This is a genomic window from Mesorhizobium sp. M2A.F.Ca.ET.067.02.1.1 (assembly GCF_004023285.1).
Taxonomy (GTDB): domain Bacteria; phylum Pseudomonadota; class Alphaproteobacteria; order Rhizobiales; family Rhizobiaceae; genus Mesorhizobium.
The window spans coordinates 21955-44717 of the sequence record NZ_RZSB01000008.1; the positions used below are offsets into that span (position 1 = coordinate 21955).

Sequence of the window (22763 nt, forward strand, 5' to 3'; positions counted from 1 at the left end):
CCGCGCGCATGATTGGCTTGGCCGAGGGCGAAATCATGCGTGGCCTGTCAGGGTGGCGGTCGGTTAGACTTGTCATGCTGCCAGTTCTCGTCGCCCTCACTGCTTGCAAAGCCGACCTCTACACGCAATTGCAAGAGCGTGAGGCAAATGAAATGCTCGCACTTCTTGAAGACAACGGGGTCGCCGCGATCCGGGTGGTCGCCAAGGATGGAACCAGCACGATCCAGGTTGACGAAAAGCTGCTCGCCTTCTCAATCAACCTTCTGAACGCCAAGGGGCTGCCGCGCCAATCCTTCAAGAACCTCGGTGAGATATTCCAAGGATCAGGCCTGATTGCCTCGCCGACCGAAGAGCGTGCCCGTTACGTGTATGCCCTGAGCGAAGAGTTGTCGCGGACGATCAGCGATATCGATGGCGTTTTTTCTGTACGTGTTCACGTCGTGCTGCCGCATAACGACCTTGTGCGAGCCGGTGCCACGCCATCCTCGGCCTCGGTGTTTATCAGGCACGACGCAAAAACAAATGTCGCGGCTCTGCTGCCAAAGATAAAGATGCTTGTAGCCGACAGCATCGAAGGCCTGTCCTACGATAAGGTGGAAGTGGTTTTGGTGCCGGTAGAACGGTCCGCACACGAGCAACGGCCCGATCCGACTGCTGTTTTGCCACAAGCATCACTACCTCTTCCTGCGCCACTTCTGGCGACCGTAACAGGTTTTGCCGCAGCCGTATTCGCCGTGGCCTGTTATCTCTTGATCGGCGTTGTTACGCGTCGGCGCAAGCAATCAACCGGCGTTTCCAAGGTCGAGGGGCGCCGGGATGCTTCTGCTGTCGAGGCCATTCGCAAAAGAATGCCTGCAATTGGACGTGGGTGACATCTCATTGCCAATGCCTATACAGACCGCCCGACCTGATGGTCCGCACTTTCCGGGCGCGAGCGAGCTTGCGGCTTCGGCCCATCCAACCCGTCTTGCGGCGCGTCTTGATCCAGCGTTATCGGCCGAAACGTTAGTGAAGTTGCAGAAGTGTTCCAGACTGCATCCAAGGCTGGCAGAATTGCTGGGCAACGATGACGTGGATCTGAACCACATCGGCTGCAGGCCGGACCTTCTACGCGGGCATGATCCATATCGAGCGGCCCTTCTTGCTGGTAGTATCTGGCATGCCCGTTCGCTGGTCGCGTTTGTCTCTCAGCCTGAGCTTGCCATCCTTGTTAAACGCATCGGCGTGGATGCACACGCATTCGGAATCCGACACCTGCTGCATGCTGTTGACAAAAGACTGATCTCGGACCCAGAAAAACTCGCTCAGCAAATCGAATACGATGGACACGCATGTCTTGGAGCTTGGCTCCAGGACAGTTCAGCGACCGAGCGTAACCGCGTGCTTCTTCGATTGCCCGAGGGGACTGCCGCGGAGACTCCAGCACATGAGCATTGGACCGCCGCCGGCCAATTGCTTTCACTTGTAGTAGCTCATTTTGAGACAGAGACCCCGGTGAAATGACAGTCGAACTTTCCGAGGGGCCAATAGCGCCGCAGATGCGTCCAGTCGGACCACTGATACCCGCGAGCGAGCTCGAAACCTGGCACAGCGCCGCGCAAGCCCTTGCCGCGGCAGAACGGCATCGGCAGCGCGTTCGAAACTGGGCACGCGCGGTTTACCAGCGGGCGTGGGCGCGCGGCCACATGGAGGGCTCGAATGCAGGCACCGAGGAGATGGCAGGGTTGATTGCGGAGACAATCTCCGAAATCGCGCGACGAAAGGCGGCTCTGGAGCAGGAATTGCCGCAGCTCGTGATGGAAATATTGAGCGATCTTATCGGCGCTTTCGATCCGGGCGAGCTATTGGTGAGGGCTGTTCGTCACGCCATAGAGTGTCAATACAGCGGCGCCGACGTTTGCCTTCATGTTTCTCCCATGCAAGTCGACATGCTTGCACGAGAGTTTGCTCGATGCGACGGCCAGGATGGTCGACCAAGGGTGCGGATCGAGCCCGACCCGACATTGTCGCCGCAACGCTGCGTGCTGTGGAGCGAGTACGGCAATGTTGACCTTGGACTTGACGCCCAGATGCGCGCGCTGCGCCTTGGTTTCGGGACGCTCTGTGAGAAAGGCGAGCTATGAGAAAGCCCGTCCCAGAACATAACGCTGACGCCGACACTCGAGCTCTCGTTCCAGCAATCTCGTCTTTGAGGGCTGCGGCCAAGCGAATTGACACGCGTGCGGTGCGCGGTCGGATCACGCGGGCTATCGGCACACTGGTTCATGCCGTCTTGCCAGACACTCGTATTGGGGAACTTTGCCTCCTAGAGGACCCGCGAACCGGGCTGTCGCTCGAGGCCGAGGTGATCGGCCTGTCGGGTGATGGTGTATTGCTGACACCGATCGGGGACTTGGTGGGCCTATCCAGCCGCGCAGAGGTCGTGGCCACTGGCCGAATGCGTGAGGTGCCCGTCGGCGGCGATTTGCTCGGTCGCGTGATCGACAGTCGTTGCCGCCCATTGGACGGCAAAGGCGAAATCAAGACCGTCGAAACTCGGCCCCTGCATGGCAGAGCCCCCAATCCGATGACGAGGCGCATGATTGAGCGGCCATTCCCGCTTGGGGTCCGTGTCCTCGATGGTCTGCTGACGTGCGGCGAGGGCCAGCGGATCGGGATTTATGGCGAGCCAGGTGGTGGCAAGTCGACGCTGTTGTCACAGATCGTAAAGGGTGCCGCCGCTGACGTCGTCATAGTGGCGCTCATAGGCGAACGTGGACGGGAAGTTCGTGAATTCATCGAAAGGAATCTTGGTGAAGAGGGCCTTCTCCGTACGGTCGTCGTGGTTGAAACATCCGACCGCTCGGCGGTAGAGCGTGCGCAATGCGCTCCAATGGCGACTGCGCTCGCGGAATATTTCCGCGATCAAGGCCTACGCGTTGCTCTCATGCTGGATTCGCTGACGCGCTTCTGCCGCGCTATGCGCGAAATAGGCCTTGCTGCGGGTGAGCCGCCGACGCGACGGGGCTTTCCTCCTTCCGTTTTTGGCATGCTGCCAGGCCTGCTCGAGCGCGCCGGCATGGGTGAGCGGGGCTCAATCACGGCCTTCTATACGGTGCTTGTAGAGGGTGATGGCACGGGTGATCCAATCGCCGAGGAATCGCGTGGTATTCTCGATGGCCATGTCATCCTCTCACGCGCTATTGCGGCGCGATCGCATTTCCCCGCTATTGATGTGCTGCAGAGTCGCAGCCGCGTCATGGATGCAGTCGTTTCGGGGACACATCGCAAGGCAGCATCCATTTTCCGCGAGCTCCTGTCGCGCTATGCCGAGACCGAGTTCTTGATCAATGTTGGCGAATACAAGCCAGGTGGAGATCCCCTGACTGACCGGGCTGTCGCGTCAATCGACGAACTGAGGGAGTTTCTGCGCCAGAGCGAAGATGACGCGTCAGATTTCGAGGAGACGGTCGCATGGATGTCGCGTCTGACCGCGTAAACTGGATTCAGTCTTCGAGGTTACGGCTTCTGAAGGAAATGCAAGAGCGTCGTGCCCTTGGCGAGCTGTCCAAGAAGGAAGCCCAGCGCGATGTGGCCGCCTCAGCCGTACAAAATGCCTCTAGGGAGCTTGCAATGATACAGCAACATTGTTCAAGAAAAGAAGCAGCGCTCTATCAGCATCTGATGTCACTCGACAACTTGTCTAGCGCAGCGCTCGACCGTCACCGCCTTCACACTGAACAACTTGCCGCTGAGATCAATTCCAGACGGCAGATGCTTGATGATACCCAAATCGCTCAAGAGGAGGCTGAGATGGCGGCGTCCAGGACGAGGGAGCTATGGGTCATATGTTCGGCGGCAAGGGACAAATGGCAACAAATCGAGGACGACGTGCGGCGCGCCGTCGAGACTCATTCGGAGGCCGCAGCCGAGATCGAGGCCGACGATGAGATACTGCTGAAATATGCGAGGGGGTCGCTTGCCTAAATGCCGCGCAACCGGATCCGACGGTCGCAAGAGGTCGTCCGAATGACACGACCGTGCAGTCTTTGATAGGCGCTGCGGTCACACCCGCCATGTTCGAACCAGTTCTGAAACTGTCCCACACGGTTGTCTCGTGGCTCAATGATACAGCAGCGCCGCGCACGCCGTTTCAAAGCCGGATCAACGAGGTGCCGCTATCGGTGCGAACGGCAGGGCTTGTCTGGCAGCAGGAACCTGCTGCCATTCCGATGCTTGACTGCGTCTGGAGAGTGGGAGCCGAAACGGTCATCTTGTCACTGTCGCGCCCGCTCGTAGAGGAGTTCATCACGACAGTGCAGAACGGCTTGGCCTTCCCTTCCGAGCCAACTGCTTCGCTAATTCTCGAACTCGCTCTGGAGCCGCTTGTCACTCGACTGGAGGAGACGACGCGTCTGAACGTGCAACTCGTGCGGGTATGCGAAGCCACGATGCTGGCTCCTCATCTTGAACTCGACATCATTTTCGGCGCGGTCAAGGGCAAGGGCCGTCTATTCCTGTTCACGCCACTTGACGGCTTAGTACCGCCTGCGTTTCGCGCGCTAGGCGAACTGCTTGCCCAGTTGCCGCGGCAGCTGGGCGGGCTGCCTCCAGAGCTCCCGCTCATTGTTGCAGGAGAGGTCGGCACGCTTCGCCTTCCTGCGGCGCTTCTTCGAAGCGCATGTGTCGGTGATGCATTGTTGCCCGATATTGCGCCGTTCGGCCGCGGCCAGATCACCCTAGCTGTCGGCCAGTTGTGCGCCGAGGCGGATCTTGACGGCGATGAATTAATCTTGCGGGGGCCTTTCCGCCCGCGACCGTGTCCTTTGGAGAGTGCGCATATGACACAACCCGGATCGCAACTGGAGCTTACTAAGGATCTCGACGATGTCGAGATCGTGCTTGTCTTTGAATGCGGCCGCTGGCCTATTTCTCTTGGGGAATTAAGAAGTGCCGGCGAAGGGCATATTTTTGAACTTGGATGGCCGATCGACGGCCCGGTCGACATAGTGGCCAATGGTCAGCGTATCGGGCGTGGCGACATTGTCCGCATCGGAGAAGAGCTGGGCATCAGGCTCCGTGGCGGGTTTGCATGCAATGAGTGAAGCTCAGCCGACAATCCTGGCGCTTCTTGCGGTTACCGCCGGACTCGGTCTGCTGGTTTTAGCAGTTGCCACGACAACGGCCTTTGTAAAGGTATCAATTGTTCTTTTCCTCGTCCGCAATGCGCTCGGGACCCAGACCATACCACCCAATGTGGTGCTGTACGCCGCGGCGATGATCCTCACTATGTTCGTTAGTGCGCCCGTTGCTGAGCAGACCTATGACCGCATGTCGGATCCCAAGCTCCACTATCAGACATTCGACGACTGGGTAAGCGCCGCTAAAGCCGGAAGTGAGCCCTTGCGCGAGCATCTCAAGAAATTCACAAATGAAGAGCAGCGGCGATTTTTCCTATCTTCGACAGAAAAGGTCTGGCCAGAGGAAATGCACGCTGCAGCCACGCCTGATGACTTTGCAATACTTGTACCATCTTTCTTGCTATCAGAATTGAAGCGCGGATTTGAGATAGGATTTCTACTTTATCTGCCTTTTATTGTTATAGATCTGATAGTGACAACTATCTTGATGGCAATGGGTATGTCGATGGTCTCACCAACTGTTATATCTGTCCCGTTCAAGATCTTCTTGTTTGTTGCCATTGATGGTTGGTCAAAATTGATGCATGGGCTTGTGCTGAGTTATACGTTACCGGGAGGCTGATCATCACTGAATCCAGCATCATTACTCTTATGAGCCAATCACTGGTGGTTTTCATGATCTGGATTCTACCGCCGCTCATTGCATCAGTGGTTGTCGGCCTCGTCATCGGCATCCTCCAGGCGGCGACGCAGATCCAGGATGAAAGCTTGCCGCTCACCGTGAAGCTTCTGGTCGTTGTCGCGGTGATTGGGCTGTTTGCTCCTGTGCTAAGCGCCCCGCTCATAGAGCTAGCCGATCAGATCTTCACCGAGTTTCCCGCAATGACACTTAGCTACTAGTCCGCCCCATGGACGCGCCATCGGCCGATATTCAAATTCTGATCCAGACGGCTCTCGAACTCGTCGTTGCGGCAGGTCTTGGGGCAGCCCGCGCGATGGGCATCATGCTGATCTTTCCCGTATTCACACGCTCGCAGATCAGTGGGCTGATCCGGGGCTGTTTGGCTGTTGGCTTCGCACTACCATGCCTGGCACACGTCAGCGGCGGATTGCCGGCGCTGGATCCTGATACGCGCCTGATCCAGCTAACCCTGCTCGGATTCAAGGAAGTTTTTGTCGGTGTACTCCTTGGCACTTTTCTTGGCATTCCGCTTTGGGGCCTTCAGGCTGCCGGGGAGCTTATCGACAACCAACGCGGCATCAGCAGCCCGACCGCTTCGGCCGATCCCGCGACGAACAGTCAGGCTTCCGCGATGGGCGTTTTTCTGGGGATCACTGCGATTGCCATATTCGTCGGATCAGGAGGCCTGGAAACTTTGATCAGTGTCCTGTACCGCAGCTACTTGATCTGGCCGGTGTATCAGTTTCACCCGACACTGAGTGGGCCAGGAGCAATGGAGTTGTTGGGGCTTCTCGACAGCATAATGCGCACGGCATTATTGGTATCGGGGCCTGTCGTGTTCTTCCTGATACTGATTGATATATCGATGATGCTGCTGCGTCGCTTTGCCCCGCAATTTAAGGCGAGCCAACTGTCTCCGGCAATCAAGAACATTGTCTTTCCAGTTCTCATGGTCACCTACGCTGCCTATCTGGTGGAGAGCATGAAACTGGAGGTCACACGTGCCAACGGCGTGCTGGAGTGGTTCGACAAATTGCTGCCATGAGCGACACAAGTGAAGAGAAGACACACGCCGCCAGCCCGAAGAAGTTAAGTGAAGCGCGCAAAAAAGGACAGCTGCCACGTAGCTCCGATTTCGTCCGCGCGGTCGGGACTTGCGCTGGGCTCGGCTACCTTTGGCTAAGAGGCAGCGTGATCGAGGACAAATGCCGGGAAGCGCTCCTATTAGCCACCAAGTTGCAGAGCCTACCTTTCGATACCGCGGTGCCGCAGGCATTGGTTGTGCTCGTCCAACTCACAGTCGCGGCTGTTGGCCCGCTGCTTGGAACCCTTGTCGCCGCGGTGATTTTGGCCAGCCTGCTAGCCAATGGTGGATTTGTCTTCTCTCTGGAGCCGATGAAGCTCAGCTTTAAGAAAATTGACCCCTTTGAAGGGCTGAAGCGCTTGGGGTCTGCTCGTTCCATGGTCGAAGTCTGCAAGACCATGTTCAAGGTATTGGTTCTCAGCGCAACCTTTTCCATTGTCCTTCTCGGGATGTGGAAGACAATGGTCCCTCTGCCGATCTGCGGCATGGGCTGTGTTGGCCTCATCTTTATGGAGACAAAATTGCTGATGGGAATTGGCGCCGGCGCACTGCTGGTCGGCGGACTGATCGATCTTCTGCTCCAGCGCGCGTTGTATCTGCGCGAAATGCGCATGACCAATACCGAAGTGACGCGCGAGTCGAAGGATCAGCAAGGAGCGCCAGAGTTGAAAGGTGAACAGCGTCGCATCCGCGAGGAGGCGGCCGACGAGCCTGCGCTTGGCGTGCATCGCGCCACGCTGGTCTTAACAGGAAGGGCGGTCCTGATCGGTCTGCGTTACGTTCGCGGTGAAACCGGGGTGCCGTTCTTAGTTTGCCGTGCCGAAGGTGAGCGCGTTTCACATGTGTTGAGCGAGGCGCGGGCACTACGCCTGACGATCGTCCATGACCATGTCTTAGCGCGTCAGCTGATAGGCACTACAAAACTCGGCCACGCGGTTCCTATGCAATATTTCCAGCCTGTCGCGAAAGCATTCTTTGCCGCAGGCTTGGCCTAGTCATTGGAAGTCCACGACTGCCCAGTTCAAAACTGACCTGGCTCCATGCTAGTGGCAAATGTCGGCTGGCCATCCGTGCCCCAGTGTCTCTGTCAGGCCAACCGCGCAACCGCGGGCCTGGGGCAATCACTCCCCTCGGATCTGCCACCCAGCAACTACGGCAAGTCCTCCGGGCATGACCTTGCAGCCTCTGCTGGCCGGTGCGTGGCGCAGTCCGAGGTTTTGAGGCCGGCAGTGCGGATTTGATTGGTGCAGCCGTTGGAATGCCCTCGTCAGCTAGTCGTCAACTAAGCGCCCTATGTTGAACAGCCGTGCTAACTTGAGCTCGGTTGCGAAACATAGGAGTACGAATCGTCATGTATGGTCGAATTGGTGGCTCATCCGATAGTTACCGCGCGCATAATGCCGGCGAGCAATCGGATGCAGGAAGCGAAGGGTTCGCGGACACATTTGCCCGAATGCACTTATCCGGATCGGAAGGTAGCGGCGCCTCATCATCGGCGGCTCCCCAAGCATACTCCCTCAATTCCCGACCTCCTGTGGTGGAGATCAACAGGACTTCCTTCAGGAGACAGGTGAGGCAATTTCATGGTGATGAAATCACGCACATCGCCGACAATCCTCAAGAGTATTCGGAGTTCGTATCGTCACGAGCCAGGCGCACCGCGGACGTTGCTCAGCAATATGGCATCCGTCGAGATACGGAGCACGCGCGATATTTCAGTTACCAATTGGGAGACCGGAGTGCCGGACTGCTGAGAATGGAAGGCGGATTCAGCATGAACGAGTTCGAATCGGAAAGTTGGCGGGAACAATTTCCTGGTCGAACTGAGGTCACTTCCATAGTGGATCTTCAAGTCGCCCATCCGCTCGTCGAAAATGCGGGCGATATTCTGCTGGAGCATCAACTTCGGATAGACGGCGACCGACCGTTGCTGAATTGGCGTGCGGCTAATCCGGAAGCACAAGCGCGCGCGCAGACGATGGGGTTTGTTGAAGTGGATCATGGCGACCTGGTGCTTGACCCTACGCAGCATCCCGACAAATGGACGAAGAACAGTGCCGGTGAGTGGCAGCGTGCAGGCAAACCTCCACTCTATCTCCACAAAACCGAGGATAGCGACAGCAGCGATAGCGGGTCCGACGACGATTTCATGTGATTTGTCGACCCGCCGCCGAGCCTTGCAACTGGTGACGGTTGCAAGGCTGTTGGCAGTGAATGCTAATTGTCCGGCGACAGCCCCGCCTTAGCGCCAGCGCCGCCGAGCAATCCAGCCCATCTCCCAGACAATAAACTGCGGATGCGCATCGTGGGTGCTTGCGAGCGGATTGTATTCGGGCCGGAACTCCGCCTCTTGGAACCGAGCTCTCCCGAATCCAATTTTCTCCACCACACCGTTGGGTCGTTGCGATGCGCCGATCCCGATCGGATCGGCTATGCCTGCTCCGCGCTCGCAGGAAGACCTTCCGCCTCGATCTTGGCGGCGCGATCTCGGCGATAAGTTGGATGGGAGGCAAGATACGCCGCCACGTCAACAGCCGGTAACGCGACATCGCAAATCGGCCCTGACGGTAGCCGATCGACTCCAATCGCCGGACCGCAACTCGCGCAGCGGCATTCGCGGTTTGGCCAGGAGAAATGCTCGCTGACTCACAGCGTGGCCGGCCGCATTCTGAGTGCCCTGTCATGCAGCCTGCGCCGACGGGAGCTCGGCACGCGAATGGCGTGGTTGGCGGCCAAGCCCTGAGGTCAACAAGGACTTACAGAAAGCGGGGGTGAGTTTGCCGCGATGAATTATGACCTTCTCGCGACCGGACCTAGCATCGGCTTCCTCTCGCTCTCGATTGTAGCCGCGCTGTTCGTTGGATTTAACGTGGCAAGCGGTGAATTCGGAATCAGCCAGCCCTTCCAAGTTTCTGGCCATGACGGGGCGACTCGTGTGGATGTGCACCCACATCGGGCTCGGCATCGCACCATTGACCAGCATCTTGGGCTGCAGCTTCATCTCAAACAGCTTTCCTGGCTCGCCACGCAGCGCGACCGGTGCCTCCGGCGGCATCAATTCGTCGGCATTGCACAAATGTTCCAGGTATTTTTGCGCCGGAAATGCGTAGGTCTTCATGCAATCAGTCGTAATGCCGGCTTTTCCTTCATTCAATGCGTTGGCCTGTCCCAGCACCATGTTCAGCAACCCTTTGAGCTGGTCTGTGCGTTCGTGCACTTTGGGTAGCTGGGTGGAGGTGAGTAGCAGGCGTACATTACGCCCCTGCAACCCGGCGAGACAGGTTTGCATCTCAATGGCCTGGGCTCGCAGGTACTGGGCCACATCGTCCACGACCTTACCGGCCTCCTCAGGCTTCATCTGGCGCACTTGGGAGACGACGCTTTGCTGACCGGCCAGATCGAACTGCAAAAGTTCGTCCAATCGTTTGAGCCGCTCCGTCAATACCTCCATTGACAACGCGGCGCCCCCGATTGTCGAGCCTGCCCCCGACGAACTCGCAGCCACCTCTTGCGCTCTCACCTGTGTACTCGCAACTTGATCCGAGCGCGCGAGAACCTTGGCTGCTGGCACTGTGCCGGCGTTCGCAGCGACTGGTGTTGATGGCTGCCCGGCGGCAGAAGTCCCGGCGCGAGCTGCCGACTTATGCTTTGACTTCCCTTTCCTTCGCGCTGTAGTGCCTTCTGACACTGCAGCCGTACCAGCAGTGCCAGCCGGTATCGCAGCGCCTGCCCTGGCCGGCATCGCAGCGCCCGCCTGGGCCTGTGGCGCCATGATGGCTGACGGCGGAGACTGCAGGTTCAACAAGTGCATGGCATCGTGCGCAGTGATCCATGCATCGTCCACGATCCGTTCGAACAGTTTCAATGGGAGGCCGGCATCTGGGTAGGTATGGCTTAGCTTGGTATGCACCTCGTGCAACGCCAATCCAAAATCCGAAAGCCGCTCCATGATTTTTTCTACAACCGCGCAATCATGAGCGTTGAGTGTTTTGCCATCATCCATTATGCCCTTCGCCAAAGAGAGGGCGCGAAGAGCTTCTTGAGCGGCGCTTGCCATCAGCTGCACCACTCCATTTCGACCGACGAGGAGTTCCTTCAAATCTGGCTCGAACCTGCTCGCCCGCAGTTCAATCTTGGCCCGCGCAAGACCGATCCGCTCACGGACCAGCCAGATCCTGACACTCAGTACCGAGCCGGCACGCAGCCGCAGTGCGCACCGCTCGGCTTCCCGCATCACGGGCGTTCCACTGGATAGGCTAGCGGTGGCAGCGCAGGCGGATCGCTGCCGTTCGGAGCGCCATGCCTTTTTTTCCCACCACTTAATTGCCGCCGTATGGTGGTTCTCCACATTTAAAATCAACAGCTCCTGCCGGTCCGCCTGGGAGTAGGAGTAGAGTTTATCGACCATACCTGCCGCTTTCTTGGTCTTTTTGTCCAATTTCGTGATCGTCGACAGGCCAAGTTTGTCTACTTCATTCGCGGCGTCGCACACGATCTGGCAACATCTACGCACCTTGTCGTCTGGCATAATTGTCTGCGCCTCAGCCGCAGGCAGGCTAGCGCGGTACTCCAGAATTGCTGAGGCTGCATCGACGACCCGACTGATCAGCTCCACCGCCTCCTCGGGGACGTCGGTTTTCCTGGCCGCAGCCTCGCAATCAGTCAGTTGTTGAACAAGACTGTTCATTCTGAGCTGTGTCGGACTGATATCTTCATTTGACGATGAGCTGGTGCCTTCCACCTGCGCGGTTGATAGTTGGCTACCGACCGGCGCCATGGCTTCGCCCTCAGACATGGAGGGAGAACCGCGCCGCCTTGCGGCTGCGCCACGTGGCGCTACGGTTCCGCGTGGTGGCGCAGCGGCTCCACGTCGCGGTGTGTTCAGGATTTGATCTTCGCCAATCGAGGCGCCTGGCAGACTTTCGCGGGCATCGCCTGGACCGCGCGCAACTGGAAGGGAGGAGGGCCTCCTATCGGCGTCCCCAGAGCGCATCTGCTCCACAACGGAATCGAATGACTGTCCACCTTCTCCCGCAGCAAGACTTGATTGCGAAAGGGAACTGCTCGCCCGCCCCGCGCGGCTGGCTCCAGTTTCAGCCTGCGATTTCCGTGGTCGGCCAATGCCCTTCATATTGCGTCTCCGTAGTAGGCGAGAATGTGCTGCTATTGTGCTGGCGGCTGACGAGACCAGCGGCATCTTTCGGTTAACGTCACGGTCAGCCAGACCCGCGACGGCGTAATGTTCCCGCCAAAGTGCTTCTCAGTAGCAGGCCAAGATTGGCCCGAGCTCACAGGACTTTCGCAACGTTGCCATCGATGTCCTGAGATTATCAGCGCTTCAGTCCGCCGATTTCCAGGAACAGCGAATGAAATCAGACCAACTCGGCTAGCTCCCCTTCCTAGACACGTGCCTGACGATTTTATTGATGCGTCACTCCTCTCGTTCGCCACCGACAAAGTCACACATTTGCTTCAGAGAAGCGTGTGCGTTGCGTATCACGCGGACCATTTCGATCTATAGTTACAAAAAGTGTCGAGACGGGACCTTTGGATCCGAAGGTCAGGCACGGCCGGCCTAGATAGACCGCTTGGCTGACGATTAGCTGACGATGGGAGTTCTCACGAACAGGGCAAGAAAATCCGACCGCTTCAAGCTTTCGATATGGTGAGAAGAGGATCCGCACCGGCCTCCCAAAGCCGGCAGACCATCCCATGTTCGTACGGTCGCCGACCTTCTCGAAGCCAATGAGCTCACCGCGCCGGGCCGTGATGTGCAGGCGAGAGAATGGTGATGCAAAGACCGAGTTCCTGCTCGTTGCGTGCGCCCGTGGAGCCAGCAAGAATACGGTCATTGCGGTCATGCAGCACGTGGACCGTGTCTCCTGTTCGACACCACAGCATCGAGGATGCAAACGAGCTGCTGCGGCTGCCATTCGGTCGCGGCATGCGTGGACGGCGGGATTGGCCGAACAGCCGAGATCGTGGTCGACTGTTCGATGCGAGAGCAACATCCTGCAGAGCATACGTTTTTGCGCTGGCCGGTTTTTGTCAAAAGCCGTCAGGTTCTCGAAAGCTCCCGCCCTTAGCTTGATCGAGGCTAACCTTTAACACGTCGCCGCCAATGGCAAATGCCGGAGTACCTGATGATAGCAGCAATTGGGAGTGGAGTTGGCAACCTCGGGACTTCCTTGATCCGAAAGGGCCATGGGGATTCGAAATCCGAGCATTCTGGTGATGGCAAGCCGGCTGATGGCAATGATGGCAAGCCAGCTGGTGGGAATGATGGCAAGGCAGCTGGCGGGAACGATCGGGCGGATAACCGGACCGTTTCAAATGATCAACTTCAAGACAACTCACAGTCTGCAGCACAAAGTGAAGCCTTCCAAAGTATCCTGCGATCGTTCGCGTTCCAATTCGCGAACGATGCGATGGCTGAGGCCGATGAAGCTTTGGATGACACAGAAGATGCCTGACGCGGGAAATCCGGCGTGAGGTCATACAGGCCGTTATTGACGGCACAACTCCAACAGAAAAAGGAATGATCATGGCTGCAGTTGATAATAATAAAAAATCAGGCAATACCAATACCAGTAGCGCCGGCAATACCGATAAAACTAACAGTGGCACTCCCGGCAATACAAGCGGAGCTGATGCTACTGCTTTTCAGGCGCAAGTGCAGGAACTAACCAATGTTAGCTTGGAGGCGACGAAAAGGAGTGTCCAGTTGCGCACTCTAACGACCAATCTCCAGACCATCAAGAAGGCCGCCGACGAACGCGTTTCGTAATGTCGGAAGCGGGTTTTAGACTGCCCCCTAGCGCGTCTCCTTATTGACGCGACGTAGTCCCGAAATGAGCCGCATGGCAATTGCCATGCGGCTTCTATCCTGTTTGAGAGATGCTCTGTGGATGACGCCGTTTCCCTCCGTTTCGAAGTGCGTTCGGGGCACTATTGCGGTCTGACCGGCAAGACGGATCTTCAAAAGTGTTTAATCGGCAGCGGCTTCGATGCCGATTTGGTCTTTGTCGAGCAGGGACTGGCACCGCATCACCTTCGTGTAACTCTTCTTGGCAAGTCGATCGAACTGGAGGCGCTTGCACCCGGACTCAGTATCGAGGGCAACCGGAATATCGCCGCAGGCCAGTCCGTTGTTGTGCCCCTTCCTGTCGTCCTGCTCGTAGGCGAGATGTCCATTGCTTTGTCCGTGCAGGATGCAGAGCCGCCTGGTTCGACCGGCATACCGCGCCTACCGATCGGTGTGCTCGCCATGGTCATAATCAGCTCACTCGGGATCGGCGCGCTTTCAGGCACGATCTCCTATCTTGGCAATGCAAGTGGATCGAGCCCCAATTCACTTCGGGCTGAAGTCGCGTCCAGAACGATCAGTCACCGCGCTGACAATGAACTTACGGAGGCAGCGGCCCAAGAGCTGCAGGAGGAAGTCGATCGAGCGGGTCTTCTCGACGTCAAGATTGGGTCGGCAAAGGGTGTTGTGACCGCCGAAGGCACCGTCACGTCTGAATCGGTCATCAGCTGGCAGAAGCTTCAGCAATCGTTCGATCGTCGCACCAAGGGTACTCTAACACTGGTGAACGGAGTGCTCATCAAAGAGGAGAAGGCGCCATCCGCAATCGCGGTCGAAGCTGTGTGGCATGGGGTCCAACCATATATTGTCATCGACAGCGAGAAGTATTTTGTCGGCGCCATTTTGGCTGATGGATGGGTGGTCGAACGTATTGAGGACAGCCGTGTGCTGCTGAGCAGGAATGGCCGCATTGCTGCTCTCCAATATTGAAAGCTCGCAGGCCCCATCAAGCAGCACTCTATGGCCAGCCAAACATCCTGTCGCGCTCGGTGCTGACAAGCTGGCTGCGTTGGAAACATTTGCTGCCCAGCCATTTCGCGCCTGCTTGTGGCTCTCATGCAGGGTCACGCGCTGGCCAAGGCTGAGGCGCCTTCGGAGTTCGAAAGCCACGTTTCATGGCGTAACAGCAGAGTAAGTCTCAACCGATTGCAAAGGTGTCTCGATGGCCAACGTCCTGCGTGACTTCATCAAGCGTGCGCCGGCCAGCCCGGATTTAATGGTTGCGTTGATGCTGCTTCTGGCTGTCGCGATGATGGTCATGCCTATCCCGGTCGTGGTGGTCGACGCCCTGATAGGATTCAATATGGGGTTGGCCATACTGCTGATGATGGTTGCCCTGTATGTCAGTACTCCACTTGATTTTTCCTCTTTGCCCGGCGTTATTTTGATTTCCACTGTATTCCGTCTCGCGCTCACGGTCGCAACGACGCGACTGATCCTGGCCGAGGGGGAGGCCGGCAGCATTATTCATACTTTTGGCGATTTCGTCATTTCAGGCAATATCGTGGTGGGTTTCGTCATATTTCTGGTCGTCACCATGGTGCAATTCATGGTCCTCGCGAAGGGTGCCGAACGGGTGGCAGAAGTGGCGGCGCGTTTCACGCTGGATGCTCTGCCGGGCAAGCAAATGGCGGTCGACGCAGAGCTACGCAACGGCCACATCGATGCCAACGAATCCCGCCGGCGGCGCGCCGAATTGGAGAAGGAAAGCCAACTCTATGGCGCGATGGACGGCGCGATGAAATTTGTGAAGGGCGATTCCATCGCCGGGCTGGTGGTTATCTGCATCAACATGCTGGGTGGAATTTCGATCGGCCTGCTCTCCAAGGGCATGTCCTTCGGCGAGGTACTGCATCACTACACTCTGCTGACGATAGGCGATGCATTGATATCGCAGATTCCGGCCCTTCTGCTCTCCATTACTGCGGCGACCATCGTCACCCGTGTGACTGGGACGGCGAGGATCAACCTCGGTACAGAAATGGTCAGTCAGCTCACGGCCAGCACTCGAGCCTTGCGACTGGCGGCCGGCGTCCTGGTTGTAATGGGGTTCGTTCCTGGGTTTCCCCTCCCCGTCTTTCTGATGCTGGCCGCAGTGTTCGCTGCGGTAAGCATTGTCAAGGCTGATGTGCTGGGCGCCGGCACTGCCGATGCGAAAGGTGGAACTGCAGCGGAGCCTAAGCAAGCCGCGCCTGCGAAGGAATTCCCGATCGCATTTTTTCTAGCGCCAGATCTTATGCAGGCGGTCGATCAAGCCGAATTGCAAAAACATATTGGGCGCGTTTCGCTCCTGGTCACAGCCGATCTGGGCATTATCGTTCCTCGCATCCCTGTCTTGGTTGACGAGCAGCTGCCTGAATCGCAATTCCGAATTGATGTCGAGGGCGTGCCAGTCGAACAGGACGCCTTAGATCCAAACCAGATGGCGCTCCGAGCCGATGTAGCGCACGTCGACTCGAGCGGTGTCCCCCTTAGACGTGAGCCGAAAACGGACACACTCCCGGTTGAACATACCCCTGCAAAGGCCCTTACGGGCGCCGGCACGGAGCATAGGGCTCCCGGCGAACTCCTCGCCTTGCGCGTCCATGCAGCGTTGACCCGCTACGCACCGCGATTGGTGGGCATCCAAGAGACCCGACATTTCCTGGGCCGAATGGAGCAGGAATATTCTGAGCTTGTGAAAGAGGTGCTACGCACGACGCCGATTCCTCGGATTGCCGATGTTCTGCGCCGCCTCCTGGAGGAAGGTATCCCAATCCGCCACACCCGTCTCGTGTTGGAGGCATTGGCCGAATGGAGCGAGCGTGAGCAGAACGTTGCCCTGCTGACGGAATATGTCCGTTCTGGTTTGAAGCGACAGATCTGCCACCGCCATGCCAACACGGAGGGCATCGTGTCCGCCCTGGTCGTCGAGCGCGAGAGCGAGGATGTGATGCGTGGCGCGGTTCGAGATTCGGATGCAGGCCCCTATCTCGCACTGGAGGATCGGCAAAGCGAAGCGATGCTATCACAGATACGTCAGGTCCTTTCGAACGCAGAACCGGGTCAAACCCGCCCTATTCTGTTGACGTCGATGGATGTCCGACGTTTCGTCCGCGGCTTTCTGACGCGAAACGGGGTTGATCTCGCCGTGCTGTCTTATCAAGACCTCGCCTCCGACTTTACAATTCGCCCCGCAGGATCCGTCACACTCCCGCACGGATCGAACAGCGGATTGTTAGAGTAGTCCCACCTTTCCTAACTGAACGCCACGCGCCTCCCCGATAACTGAGAGATAACATGAATAGTAATACAGTTTCTCCATCGCCTATGTTTCTGCGCCGGAACTCACTTCTTTTTGCCGTACTCGCCATTCTGCCTTTGGGCGGTTGCGCCAGCTGGCAAAAGCCGGCTCTTTCCGTGCAGGAGACATCTTCCCCCGAGTTGCTCAGCGCCGATCAAATCGATCCGGCTATGCGCGAACGCATTTTGCGCGAAGTTGGTCAGGATGTTCAAGAGCGGGCTTTGCGGGATGAGGTGAAGCAGCACCCGGACAATGTTGATGCGGCGATACGACTTACAAATGCCTTGGTGGGCCAGAAGCGCCCGCACGAAGCGGTTGAGGTGCTCGACAGCGTCTTGGTTGCAGCCCCAGGAAACGTACGTGCATTGAATGCGAAGGGCGTGATTTTGGACATTGAGGGGCGGCATGACGCGGCACAGGCCCTGTATCGGCGAGCTCTCGAAAACGAGCCAGGCAATCAGATGGTGCAGCATAACTTCAATCTGTCGCTTGCCTTTAACGGCAAGTCCAAACAACCAAGGTTAGCACGATCGCAATAGGTGGGCACAGTGCATGCGCAGCCTGTTCCCCGGCTCGAACACGCGCTCGGCTCCCATCATAGATGGCCCCCTGAAGAGAGCCATATCTATGCAAAACAGTTGCTCCAGATCTGGCCGGCAGAGATCGGCAGGAGAGCCGGATGACATCACGCGGCCACCCGCAAGGCCACCCGCCTCGCTTCGTTGCCAGAGCGCCCTCTCCCTCGCCGGTCACCGTCTCGCAATGCGGCGACCTGGCTTAAGGCGGTCGACCGAGCGCCCGATGCAGTAGCCATGAATACGTAACGCAGCGATGGACCCGCCGGATCGTGTCGCGCTTGTGCTGGCCGTCCCTGCCATTACAGCACGGTGATTGTAGCTGGATCCTATTCTAGAGGCATCGATGGTGTGGATGCCTTCGATCCAAACAATCGATTTGTTGAATTCGTCCGCCTGAGGAAATTAGCTGCGGCGATCCGACTTCCGACGCCTGCAGGCGCAAAACCAACAGCGTGAGCGCTGCGGGTCCGGAGGCAGGCTGCAAAGTGCAATCACCAGCGCTGATAAGCGGCAAGTGAAGAATGTATCGCTCGGGCGACTCCTGTGTTGTGCACGGTTGCCCCGCGAGGTGAACTGTAGCAGCTTGGCAGCTCAGCGTTCACGAAAGGAGAAAAGATTTGGGGCCAAGCAAAGACCGGCTTTTTTGATTGTCTTGCTGTATCGCTATGGTGGGGCGGGCGCGACCGCTCCCATAATTCAATACGCTGCCTTTAGCGATGGACGATGACGGGATGCGTCGCCGAGACTTCAATGGTGGAGGAGCAGCGCACCCGTCGATCCATTTGCTTTCAGCGGCAACCGCCACTATGAAGCGACACTTCGCCCAACTGTGTTTCAAGCTGCCCGGAGAAGTTTATGACAGAAGAACCCCACAAGACCGACATCCTCATCGAGCTCACTGCCGATGTTGTATCAGCCTACGTCTCCAACAACCCCGTCCCGGCGGGGGAGCTTCCTGCCCTGATCGCCCAAGTGCACGGGGCTCTAAACGGCACGGCTGGACTCATACCGGCAGAAGAGCCTGTGCCTGTAAAAAAACCTGCTGTCCCGATCAAAAAGTCGATCGAACCGGACTACATCATTAGCCTTGAAGACGGCAAGAAATTCAAATCGCTAAAGCGCCATCTGGCGACGCACTATGGTCTGACCCCAGACGAATATCGCGCCAAATGGGGTCTGCCGTCGGATTATCCCATGGTGGCGCCGAATTACGCCGCTGCGCGCTCCGCCTTGGCCAAGACCATGGGACTCGGCCGCAAACCGAAAGAGCCGGAAGCCCCAGCCACGGCGCCGGCGAAACGGACCCGCAAGAAGGTCGCAGCCTAAATCCGTATCAACAGTCGTTCGGACGCGCAGCAGCCGTTGGCCCAATCTGCGCGGAATCAAAGGGCGGGGATGAGCCCCGCCTTTCCCGTCCAAGAGCCTCATTTCCAGAGTAATTCATGATGGCTCCAGCAATCCCTGCCGCGGCATTAACTTGCATGCTCCGGCCCGGGTTTCGAGCCGTCAATGCGTTCCGGCGATGACGAACCTTGCCAAGGCTTTCCCGGACCGTTAGCCAGCCTTGCTGAGGCTGCCTGCAGAGGACTTTCCCGTGCGGCGATCCTGTTCCACCTCGTAGTTGATCTTCTGGCCCTCATTAAGGGTCGACAGGCCCGCTCGTTCAACAGCGGAAATGTGGACAAAGACATCCTGACCGCCGTTGTCAGGCTGAATAAAACCAAAACCCTTCGTGCTGTTGAACCACTTCACCGTTCCAGTCGCCATATCCATTCCTTTGTAATAAGTCGCAACTTAGGCAGGCCATTCACGCCAGCCTGATTTGTACACGAGACTTTAGGCGCATCAAAATCGGAAAATTGCAAGGCCCACTCGATCGCCTGATCTCCAGCAGCAACTGCAACATATGCGAGGCGCGTGCCAGACGAGGCGTATGCCAGACGTTTCGTCGTGCGCTGTCGCTCGAACGTTGACAGAAACAATGACACACCTTGCAAACTCGGCACATCTTGTGGACGTGCTCGGGTCGCTTCTCGACTGCGATACCCGCTCCTGACCGGGTATCGTCGGCCAAAATGAGGGTTTTTGTCATGTGCCGCCAGACCGAAAGATCAGGCGCGCAGCGACCTGCACATTCAAACCGGAACCCGCGAACCTCGATTAGCTTCTGCCTGCTCCGAAGGGCGGTAGCCTGCTCTGAGGCGGGCCACTGTCGGGTTGAAAACCAACTGTCGGGTTCGGAACCCCAGATTGTCGGCAAGGTACGCGCCGCCCACTGGTTGGCCAAAGGGCACTGGCTCCTGATCCTGCCGCCATGCTCGCCCGATCTCAACCCGATCAAGACAGGTCTGCTCAAAACTCAAGGCGCGGCTGCGGAAGAAGGCGGCCAAAACTTTCGACGCTCTCTGCGGAACTCTCGGCGATATCTGCCAGCTGCTGGAGCCAAATCAAAAACCATTAATTGCGACAGGTGATTTTATGACATTCATTGCGAAGAGGCCAGAATGAACAGCGGAAGAGAGTAGCAGCTCTCTGGTCGCGGCGAGGTGGATCGTCGACACGATCGGCACCTGGCCCGTGCGGGGATCGCACCGCAGCCAGCACCAGAGCCAGACCTTGACCGCTTGCCTTGCTCAGGCGCCACAACAACGAGTGGCTGGAAGCAGATCCACGTGAACTCAGCGATATCGATCAGACGATGCTTACCCTCATGAAAGCCGATCCCGACGCTGTCCAGCGCCGCGAAATCCTGACCAGCATATGGCGCATCGGATGCCACCGCCTGCACACTCACCATCGACATGCCGGAACTCGGAACCAAAGGCCGCAAGCCTCGCCGGCCTCGGCAAAATGGAGCGGCCGCGCCTGGGCGGCCGGGCCAATGTTCGCCAGGCCCTCTACATGCCCGGCCCTTCGCCCTGCGCTTCAACCCCGACCTCAAGGCAAAATACCAGGCGCTAAAGGCGGCAGGCAAACCCGCAAAGGTCATCATCTTGTTGCGAAAGCTCCTCATCCTAGCAAACGCTCTCCTCAAGGCGCAGCGAAAATGGCCCCTAAAACCCTTGACCGAAACGGATACCTTAGCCTTTCAGGTGAGGCGGGCCGAGATAGACCAACCGCGGGTTTAACTTCGCGAGTTTAAGCTGATTATGCCGATGCAACTCTAGCGCCTGCGCGACCGTTTTAGCTTCCATCAACAAGGCGGCAGGGTGGGAGGAAGTACCCTCCCCTGCCGCGAACAAGCTTTGGACAAAGCCCCACCTTGTCCGTAATGTGATCGGGAGGCCGGGGCGCGGCGGTGCTCAGCGGATGTGACGCGCGAGATCTGCGACCCTACCCATCAGCACTTCCATCGGTCCTCGCTGGAAGACGCGCAGCCAAAGCACCGCAAAAGTGCTGATAACCACAACGAAGCCAAAGAGCGTGGACAGGCTCTCGTCTTTGAAAATGTTTATCTTCATAAGATAGGCTATTCCCGCAATGTGCAGCACATAGGCCGTCAAAGACATCGAGCCGACTGCGATTATTGGCCAGACCAGCTTTCGCAGACGCGGGAGCGCATCCACAGCGAGCATGCAAGCCGCCAAGATGATCATTGCGCAACCGGTGCTGCCCACGATCGAAAGCGTCGTTTCGCTATGAGGTGCGGCTATCCATGACGACTTGACTATAAATGACGACTTGGAAGGCTCAAAAGCGCCGTCAACGTCAGACCACCACAAGGAGGTTTCAGTCAAAGCGCGGGAACTCAGCGCGAGCAAGGATCCCCCATGGCCCAACACGGCCAGCGCGACCCCCGCCAGACCAAGGCGCCAATGCGCTGCTAGCGTATTAAGATTAAGGCGCGCGATGGCCATGCCAGCGATGAGGAAAGGAACCCAGGTCACCGCGGGATAGTAGCCGTTGACCATGAGGTTGAAGACCGGGTCGAGGAGGTTGGGGGCAACCGACAGAAGGGAGGAACGGACTTGCGGGAGAACTAATGCCGTAGCGGCAGCGATCAAGCCCAGCTGATATGCGCTGAGCCGATGGAGCGGCAATACCAACAAGAAGCAAATTCCGTAGTATTCTAGGATGACTTCGACCTGGGTACCGAGGCAGCCCAGGATTGAGCCAAGCGCGAGCAAAACAAGGGCACGAATTGCGACTCTGGCGATGGCCTGTCTACCGGCTATCCCCGACTTCGGCGCCTTGCGACCTGTAATCAGGAGGATTGAAAAACCGGCCAATACGGCAAACAGGGCCGACGGCCGCCCATGGGTTAGTTCCATCAGAAACCCGACTAGTCCTCCTTCGCCGGGGTCGGGACCGAGATGGGCGGCATACATCCCGAAGACAGCCAGGCCCCGAGCGAGGTCGATGCCGACCAGCCGATCTACTACCGACCCATTCCTAGCGTCGGCAACCGGTGCCTTCATTACCATGGTAGATTCCCTTGCTGGGTGTGTGGATCGCGGGAGCCGCGATAGGAGAGCCGGTCGGCTGCTGCCGTCGCCTCGTGAAAGGGTTCAAAACATCGCGCCATCTGGCGCATCGAGCCGGCGACAGAGCTGTTCAGCCATTAGCCTGGGGTAAGAACAACAGATCGGCTCACAAAGCCTGTGTCACGGACCTGAAAAGTGGTGTCGCGGAACCGTCGTTTTTTGCATGATGGCTAAGCCGAGAGATCCACTGCACCGACGAGAGACTCAGCGACGTTAGATATCCGATCAGTACGCCGCGGCTCCGCCGGTGACGATCACCCCGGGTGTCAAGGCCAGGGCGTAAACCTGCCATAATCTGTGGTAGTGCGCCCGCGACCAATCCGTTCGACAAAGCTCGGCGCATGGTCGAGCCAATCATATTCTTCCATGTGGCTGTTGCCTGAAAAACCGAAGACGCCGTTCGCTGGTCCAGCTGTTCCAGACCTCGGCCTGCGTCGGTCATTAGAACCGGCGCGCCTGTTTCCCAAATCAATTTGCTGATGCAGCCGCCGGGGGTCACATTGAGCAAAAGTGCCGAGGTCAGGACGGGTTTCATAGGGGCTCTTCGTTTGGCTTTGTTAACGACCCCTTTCTTGCAAGTTGTAGCTGACAGCAGCCTGAAAGCTCCCCAAATAATTCGCTGCCGCCGGTTCAGCCTATTGTCAGCTTCGACCAATAAGATGGGAGC

Annotated in this window: 20 protein-coding genes and 1 pseudogene; 18 read left to right on the forward strand and 3 right to left on the reverse strand. The window is 57.8% G+C overall.

Features of this window, described 5'->3' with window-relative positions; translation table 11 throughout:
• Nucleotides 1–8: 8 nt before the first annotated feature.
• The 11 genes from sctJ (at nucleotide 9) to EOA28_RS02260 (ending at nucleotide 9041) form a co-directional block, all read left to right on the forward strand.
• Nucleotides 9–872, forward strand: coding sequence for a type III secretion inner membrane ring lipoprotein SctJ (sctJ, locus tag EOA28_RS02210; protein WP_024505369.1), 864 nt, complete (start codon nucleotides 9–11; stop codon nucleotides 870–872).
• The gene (locus EOA28_RS02215) at nucleotides 817–1503 is read left to right on the forward strand and encodes a nodulation protein NolU (protein WP_269470858.1); all 687 of its coding nucleotides are present in this window, start codon (nucleotides 817–819) and stop codon (nucleotides 1501–1503) included. Before sctJ ends, EOA28_RS02215 begins: the two co-directional genes overlap by 56 nt.
• Nucleotides 1500–2123, forward strand: coding sequence for a type III secretion system stator protein SctL (sctL, locus tag EOA28_RS02220; RefSeq protein ID WP_024505371.1), 624 nt, complete (start codon nucleotides 1500–1502; stop codon nucleotides 2121–2123). The genes EOA28_RS02215 and sctL overlap by 4 nt, the downstream gene beginning before the upstream one ends.
• Nucleotides 2120–3478, forward strand: a complete 1359-nt coding sequence (gene sctN / locus EOA28_RS02225) for a type III secretion system ATPase SctN (protein WP_024505372.1) — start codon at nucleotides 2120–2122, stop codon at nucleotides 3476–3478. Before sctL ends, sctN begins: the two co-directional genes overlap by 4 nt.
• Nucleotides 3454–3966: a hypothetical protein gene (locus EOA28_RS02230; protein WP_032899688.1), complete on the forward strand. Its 513-nt coding sequence runs from the start codon at nucleotides 3454–3456 to the stop codon at nucleotides 3964–3966. The genes sctN and EOA28_RS02230 overlap by 25 nt, the downstream gene beginning before the upstream one ends.
• 89 nt (nucleotides 3967–4055) lie before the next feature.
• Nucleotides 4056–5084, forward strand: coding sequence for a type III secretion system cytoplasmic ring protein SctQ (gene sctQ, locus EOA28_RS02235; RefSeq protein WP_095769044.1), 1029 nt, complete (start codon nucleotides 4056–4058; stop codon nucleotides 5082–5084).
• Entirely contained in the window at nucleotides 5077–5742 is a 666-nt protein-coding gene (sctR, locus tag EOA28_RS02240) for a type III secretion system export apparatus subunit SctR (protein ID WP_029354851.1), read from the forward strand. The genes sctQ and sctR overlap by 8 nt, the downstream gene beginning before the upstream one ends.
• A 2-nt stretch (nucleotides 5743–5744) precedes the next feature.
• Nucleotides 5745–6020 carry an EscS/YscS/HrcS family type III secretion system export apparatus protein gene (locus tag EOA28_RS02245; RefSeq protein WP_024505375.1) on the forward strand — a complete coding sequence of 92 codons (276 nt, stop codon included), beginning with the start codon at nucleotides 5745–5747 and terminating at the stop codon, nucleotides 6018–6020.
• An 8-nt stretch (nucleotides 6021–6028) separates the two neighbouring features.
• Entirely contained in the window at nucleotides 6029–6847 is an 819-nt protein-coding gene (sctT, locus tag EOA28_RS02250; RefSeq protein ID WP_024505376.1) for a type III secretion system export apparatus subunit SctT, read from the forward strand.
• Nucleotides 6844–7881 carry an EscU/YscU/HrcU family type III secretion system export apparatus switch protein gene (locus EOA28_RS02255; protein WP_024505377.1) on the forward strand — a complete coding sequence of 346 codons (1038 nt, stop codon included), beginning with the start codon at nucleotides 6844–6846 and terminating at the stop codon, nucleotides 7879–7881. The genes sctT and EOA28_RS02255 overlap by 4 nt, the downstream gene beginning before the upstream one ends.
• Nucleotides 7882–8237: 356 nt before the next feature.
• Nucleotides 8238–9041: a hypothetical protein gene (locus tag EOA28_RS02260; RefSeq protein WP_024505378.1), complete on the forward strand. Its 804-nt coding sequence runs from the start codon at nucleotides 8238–8240 to the stop codon at nucleotides 9039–9041.
• 525 nt (nucleotides 9042–9566) lie between these two features.
• On the opposite strand, the gene EOA28_RS02265 is transcribed toward EOA28_RS02260, so the two are convergent.
• The gene (locus EOA28_RS02265) at nucleotides 9567–11681 is read right to left on the reverse strand and encodes a hypothetical protein (RefSeq protein ID WP_245454733.1); all 2115 of its coding nucleotides are present in this window, start codon (nucleotides 11679–11681) and stop codon (nucleotides 9567–9569) included.
• 1348 nt (nucleotides 11682–13029) lie between these two features.
• On the opposite strand from EOA28_RS02265, the gene EOA28_RS02270 reads away from it, so the two are divergent.
• The 6 genes from EOA28_RS02270 to EOA28_RS02295 all read left to right on the forward strand — a co-directional run bounded on the left by EOA28_RS02270 (nucleotide 13030) and on the right by EOA28_RS02295 (nucleotide 18938).
• Complete coding sequence (locus EOA28_RS02270) at nucleotides 13030–13359, forward strand: hypothetical protein (RefSeq protein WP_081714433.1); 330 nt, start codon at nucleotides 13030–13032, stop codon at nucleotides 13357–13359.
• Nucleotides 13360–13430: 71 nt separating this feature from the next.
• A complete protein-coding gene (locus EOA28_RS39935; RefSeq protein WP_224570034.1) occupies nucleotides 13431–13673 on the forward strand; it encodes a nodulation protein NopA in 243 nt (80 codons plus the stop codon).
• Nucleotides 13674–13790: 117 nt separating this feature from the next.
• On the forward strand, nucleotides 13791–14681 hold the full coding sequence (locus tag EOA28_RS02280; RefSeq protein WP_024505382.1) for a hypothetical protein: 891 nt from the start codon (nucleotides 13791–13793) through the stop codon (nucleotides 14679–14681).
• 232 nt (nucleotides 14682–14913) lie between these two features.
• Complete coding sequence (gene sctV / locus EOA28_RS02285; protein WP_024505383.1) at nucleotides 14914–16977, forward strand: type III secretion system export apparatus subunit SctV; 2064 nt, start codon at nucleotides 14914–14916, stop codon at nucleotides 16975–16977.
• A gap of 53 nt (nucleotides 16978–17030) precedes the next feature.
• Entirely contained in the window at nucleotides 17031–17573 is a 543-nt protein-coding gene (locus EOA28_RS02290) for a tetratricopeptide repeat protein (protein ID WP_081714429.1), read from the forward strand.
• Nucleotides 17574–18467: 894 nt separating this feature from the next.
• On the forward strand, nucleotides 18468–18938 hold the full coding sequence (locus EOA28_RS02295) for a MucR family transcriptional regulator (RefSeq protein WP_024505385.1): 471 nt from the start codon (nucleotides 18468–18470) through the stop codon (nucleotides 18936–18938).
• 228 nt (nucleotides 18939–19166) lie between these two features.
• Here the strand turns inward: EOA28_RS02295 and EOA28_RS02300 are convergent, their stop codons facing one another.
• On the reverse strand, nucleotides 19167–19379 hold the full coding sequence (locus EOA28_RS02300; RefSeq protein ID WP_008874821.1) for a cold-shock protein: 213 nt from the start codon (nucleotides 19377–19379) through the stop codon (nucleotides 19167–19169).
• Nucleotides 19380–19903: 524 nt separating this feature from the next.
• Between EOA28_RS02300 and EOA28_RS39940 the strand changes: the two are divergent.
• Nucleotides 19904–20120 (forward strand): annotated as a pseudogene (locus EOA28_RS39940) (transposase); the annotation flags it as partial.
• Nucleotides 20121–20914: 794 nt separating this feature from the next.
• Here the strand turns inward: EOA28_RS39940 and EOA28_RS02305 are convergent.
• A complete protein-coding gene (locus tag EOA28_RS02305) occupies nucleotides 20915–22036 on the reverse strand; it encodes a DUF418 domain-containing protein (RefSeq protein ID WP_024505387.1) in 1122 nt (373 codons plus the stop codon).
• Between the last annotated feature and the right edge of the window lie 727 nt (nucleotides 22037–22763).

Excerpts from the sequence above, each read along its gene's own strand:
- EOA28_RS02305 (WP_024505387.1), bottom strand. The coding sequence starts at position 22,036 with ATGGTAATGAAGGCACCGGTTGCCGACGCTAGGAATGGGTCGGTAGTA.
- sctV (WP_024505383.1), top strand. The coding sequence starts at position 14,914 with ATGGCCAACGTCCTGCGTGACTTCATCAAGCGTGCGCCGGCCAGCCCG.
- EOA28_RS02255 (WP_024505377.1), top strand. The coding sequence starts at position 6,844 with ATGAGCGACACAAGTGAAGAGAAGACACACGCCGCCAGCCCGAAGAAG.
- EOA28_RS02300 (WP_008874821.1), bottom strand. The coding sequence starts at position 19,379 with ATGGCGACTGGAACGGTGAAGTGGTTCAACAGCACGAAGGGTTTTGGT.
- sctR (WP_029354851.1), top strand. The coding sequence starts at position 5,077 with ATGAGTGAAGCTCAGCCGACAATCCTGGCGCTTCTTGCGGTTACCGCC.
- sctQ (WP_095769044.1), top strand. The coding sequence starts at position 4,056 with ATGTTCGAACCAGTTCTGAAACTGTCCCACACGGTTGTCTCGTGGCTC.
- EOA28_RS02265 (WP_245454733.1), bottom strand. The coding sequence starts at position 11,681 with ATGTCTGAGGGCGAAGCCATGGCGCCGGTCGGTAGCCAACTATCAACC.
- sctJ (WP_024505369.1), top strand. The coding sequence starts at position 9 with ATGATTGGCTTGGCCGAGGGCGAAATCATGCGTGGCCTGTCAGGGTGG.
- EOA28_RS02215 (WP_269470858.1), top strand. The coding sequence starts at position 817 with ATGCTTCTGCTGTCGAGGCCATTCGCAAAAGAATGCCTGCAATTGGAC.
- EOA28_RS39935 (WP_224570034.1), top strand. The coding sequence starts at position 13,431 with ATGGCTGCAGTTGATAATAATAAAAAATCAGGCAATACCAATACCAGT.
- EOA28_RS02290 (WP_081714429.1), top strand. The coding sequence starts at position 17,031 with ATGAATAGTAATACAGTTTCTCCATCGCCTATGTTTCTGCGCCGGAAC.
- sctT (WP_024505376.1), top strand. The coding sequence starts at position 6,029 with ATGGACGCGCCATCGGCCGATATTCAAATTCTGATCCAGACGGCTCTC.
- EOA28_RS02270 (WP_081714433.1), top strand. The coding sequence starts at position 13,030 with ATGATAGCAGCAATTGGGAGTGGAGTTGGCAACCTCGGGACTTCCTTG.
- sctN (WP_024505372.1), top strand. The coding sequence starts at position 2,120 with ATGAGAAAGCCCGTCCCAGAACATAACGCTGACGCCGACACTCGAGCT.
- EOA28_RS02260 (WP_024505378.1), top strand. The coding sequence starts at position 8,238 with ATGTATGGTCGAATTGGTGGCTCATCCGATAGTTACCGCGCGCATAAT.
- EOA28_RS02230 (WP_032899688.1), top strand. The coding sequence starts at position 3,454 with ATGGATGTCGCGTCTGACCGCGTAAACTGGATTCAGTCTTCGAGGTTA.
- EOA28_RS02295 (WP_024505385.1), top strand. The coding sequence starts at position 18,468 with ATGACAGAAGAACCCCACAAGACCGACATCCTCATCGAGCTCACTGCC.
- sctL (WP_024505371.1), top strand. The coding sequence starts at position 1,500 with ATGACAGTCGAACTTTCCGAGGGGCCAATAGCGCCGCAGATGCGTCCA.